The following is a 3,564-nucleotide window of genomic DNA, read 5'->3' on the forward strand; positions in this document are numbered from 1 at the left end:
CCGCCGCCGGCCTGGCCGCCGGCAGCGGCGGCGCCATCGTGCAGCGCCAGCAGGCGCTGGCCCAGCTGCGCCAGGTGGCCGATTTCTTCCGCCGCACGGAGCCGCACAGCCCCGTCGCCTACCTGGCCGACAAGGCCGCCACCTGGGCGGAGCTGCCGCTGCACCTGTGGCTGCGCGCCGTCGTCAAGGATCAGGGCACCCTGGCGCAGCTCGACGAGATGCTGGGCATGGACGGCACGAACGGATGATCGTCCTTGCCGCTTCCGTGCTACTCTGCCAGCATGTTCAAGATGGCCTGTTTATCCGCCGCGTTCTGCCTGTCCGCCGCCGCCAGCGCCGCGGCGTGGGCTGGCGCGCCGCAGCCGGTGGTGCTGTATGGCGACGACGATTATCCGCCGTACTCGTATGTCGAGCACGGCCAGCTGAAAGGCATCTACACGGAGATCGTGCGCGTGGCCGCGCAGGCCATGCCGCAGTACCAGGTGCAGCTGCGTCCCGTGCCCTGGAAGCGGGGCTTGCTGATGCTGCAGACGGGCCAGGCGTTCGGCCTGTACCCGCCGTATTCCTGGCGCAGCGAGCGGCCGTACGTGCGCTACTCGGTGCCCCTGCTGATGGAGCAGCTGGTGGTGCTCTGCAACGCGGAAGTGCTGGCGAAACGCGCGCTGCAGCAGTGGCCCGCCGATTACGGCGGCCTGCACATCGGCGTGAACGCGGGTTTTTTGCCGGGCGACGCGGCAATGATGGCGGCCCTGCGCGCCGGGAAGGTCGTGCTCGACCCGGCCAAGGGCACGCGCACGAATCTGCTCAAGCTGATGCGCGGGCGCATCGACTGCTATGTCAGCGACCGCCTGTCGGCGCAATGGGAGCTGCAGCGCATCCGGCGCGACGGCCAGGCGGGCGCGCCGATGCAGGCCGTCCACGAAACGGCGCAGCTGGCCAGCCAGCAGGGCCACCTGGGATTTACGGCACGCCAGCCGGACGCCTACCCCTACCGCGATGATTTCATCGAACAATTCAATGCCGCCATCGCGCGCATGCAAAGCAGCGGCGAGATCGGCCGCATCGTCGAGCACGCATTGCTGCCCTGATTTCACCCACTGGAGAAGACCATGGAAAAACTGCTGTTCCTGTGTGTGCTCGTGCTGGCCGGCTGTGTCGGCCGGCCCGATAATATCGTCCCTGTCGGCAACTTCGACACCACGCGCTATCTGGGCAAATGGTATGAAATCGCGCGCCTCGACCACTCGTTCGAGCGGGGCCTGAGCCATGTGACGGCCGATTACAGCCTGCGCCAGGATGGCGGCCTGAAAGTGCTCAACCGCGGCTATAAGGATGCGGACGCGCGGTGGAAAGAGGCGGAAGGCAAGGCGTATTTCGTCGACAGGAAAGACGTGGGCTATCTGAAAGTGTCGTTTTTCGGCCCTTTCTATGGCTCCTATATCGTTTTTGATCTGGACCAGCAAAATTACAGCTATTCCATGATCAGCGGCCCCGATAAATCGTACTTGTGGTTGCTGTCGCGCACGCCGACCATGGACCCCGCTGTGCAGCAGCGCCTGATCGAGAAGGCCAGGGGGCTGGGTTTCGATACGTCCCAATTGATCTATGTGAAGCAAAACTGAGCTTGTTTGCCTGCCGCCCGCTCGTGGCGGCGTCGCGTCTTCTGGTTGTTGCTTTTCTGCATGTTATTTCTTGCAATACCATCCTGATTCACTCACAATCAGCACCAAAGTAGTGCGTGCGTGTCGCCTTGGCGCCGGGCACAGCTGCGTCCCCTCCCCACTCGCGTTTGTCTGGTGGCAAATGCTTGCTATAGTGATTTGTAGCGGCGGCAAGCTGGCGGCATCCGTGCATAGTGCTTTCAAATAGGAATCTCGCAATGAAAAACCTCAAGATTGGCGTGCGTCTCGGTGGCGGTTTTGCCGCTGTATTGCTCTTGCTGACTTCTTTGACCGTGGTGGGCATCGTGCAGATGCAAAGCGCCAGCCAGGAAACTGATCAGCTCGTCAACGTGAAGGTGCGCAATGAGCGCCTGATCGGCGAATGGACCAAGGTCATCGAGGTTAATGCGGCCCGCACGGCGGCCGCCTGGAAAGTCAGCGACCCGGAACACCAGAAACAATTTGAGAAGGAAATGGCGGTTTCATCCGCTCGCGCCACGGAAATCCAGAACGAGATCGGCAAGAGCGAACTGAGCGCGGAAGAGCAAGCGCTGTACCAGGAAGTGTTGAGCACGCGCAAGGCTTACACGGAGGTGCGCAAGGACGTGTTCAAGGCCAAGACCGCGGGCGACCTGGAACTGGGCAAACGCCTGTATGACGGCGACATGGCCGTCAAGCGCGACATTTACTTGGCGGCGCTGAAAAAACTGGCCGTGCTGGAAGCCAGATTGCTCGATGAAACGGCCGGGCAAATCCGTGCGCGCTATGAAAACGGCCGTTTGTTGCTGATTTCGCTGGGCATGGCCGCCATGCTGCTGGGCATAGCCTGCGCCTACTGGATCACGCGCTCGATCACGCGCCCCATCACGCGGGCCGTGCAGGTGGCGGAAGCCGTCTCGGCAGGCGATCTGACCAGCCATATCGTGGTGGAAAGCGGCGACGAGACGGGGCAGCTGATGCATGCGCTGAAAAACATGAACGACAAGCTGGTGAGCATCGTCGGCCAGGTGCGTTCCGGCACCGATTCCATCAGCACGGCGTCGAGCGAAATTGCCGCCGGCAACATGGACCTGTCGTCGCGCACGGAACAGCAGGCCAGTTCGCTGGAAGAGACGGCGTCGTCCATGGAGGAGCTGACGTCCACCGTGAAACTCAATGCGGACAACGCGCGCAGCGCCAACCAGCTGGCCATCGACGCTTCGCAGATCGCCAGCAAGGGCGGCGCGGTAGTGTCGGAAGTGGTCAGCACCATGGGCTCGATCAATGATTCCTCGCGCAAGATCGTCGACATTATCAGCGTCATCGACGCCATCGCCTTCCAGACGAATATCCTGGCCCTGAACGCGGCCGTCGAGGCGGCACGCGCGGGCGAGCAGGGCCGTGGCTTCGCCGTGGTGGCGTCCGAAGTGCGCAACCTGGCGCAGAGGTCCAGCCAAGCCGCCAAGGAAATCAAGGGCTTGATCGACGATTCCGTGCAAAAAGTCGAGGCCGGTTCGCAACTGGTGGACAAGGCGGGCCGCACCATGGATGAAATCGTGGAAAGCATCGGCCATGTGACGCAGATCATGAACCAGATCACGGACGCCAGCGACGAGCAGCGCACCGGCATCGAACAGGTCAACCAGGCCATCGGCCAGATGGACCAGGTGACGCAGCAAAATGCGGCCCTGGTGGAGCAGGCGGCCGCGGCAGCCGAATCCATGCAGGAACAGGCGGCCAAGCTGGCCGACGTGGTGGGCGTGTTCAAGCTCGATGCTTCGCAGCAATATGTTGCCGCCAGTGCCGCTCCCGCTATGGCCCCGACCATGACCGCGTCCGCGCCGGCGCGGGCGCCGGTAAAATCGGCCGCGCGGCCCGCCATCCGGCGCACAGCGGCCCCGGCCCCGGCCCCGGTCGTGGCCGC

General features: G+C 63.3%; 3 protein-coding genes and 1 pseudogene. All 4 read left to right on the forward strand.

Annotation, left to right across the window (positions count from 1 at the left end):
- Positions 1-248, forward strand: a pseudogene (locus CBW50_RS28065) (type VI secretion system protein TssA); the annotation flags it as partial.
- 42 nt (positions 249-290) lie between these two features.
- Positions 291-1,088, forward strand: coding sequence for an ABC transporter substrate-binding protein (locus CBW50_RS28070; RefSeq protein ID WP_226935844.1), 798 nt, complete (start codon positions 291-293; stop codon positions 1,086-1,088).
- 21 nt (positions 1,089-1,109) lie between these two features.
- Positions 1,110-1,622, forward strand: coding sequence for a lipocalin family protein (locus CBW50_RS28075; protein WP_086148531.1), 513 nt, complete (start codon positions 1,110-1,112; stop codon positions 1,620-1,622).
- Positions 1,623-1,879: 257 nt separating this feature from the next.
- Positions 1,880-3,564: methyl-accepting chemotaxis protein (locus tag CBW50_RS28080; protein ID WP_086148532.1), on the forward strand; the 1,685-nt coding region annotated here is incomplete at its 3' end.

Origin of the sequence: Janthinobacterium sp. GW458P (assembly GCF_002127585.1) — a bacterium.
Taxonomy (GTDB): Bacteria; Pseudomonadota; Gammaproteobacteria; order Burkholderiales; family Burkholderiaceae_D; genus Janthinobacterium.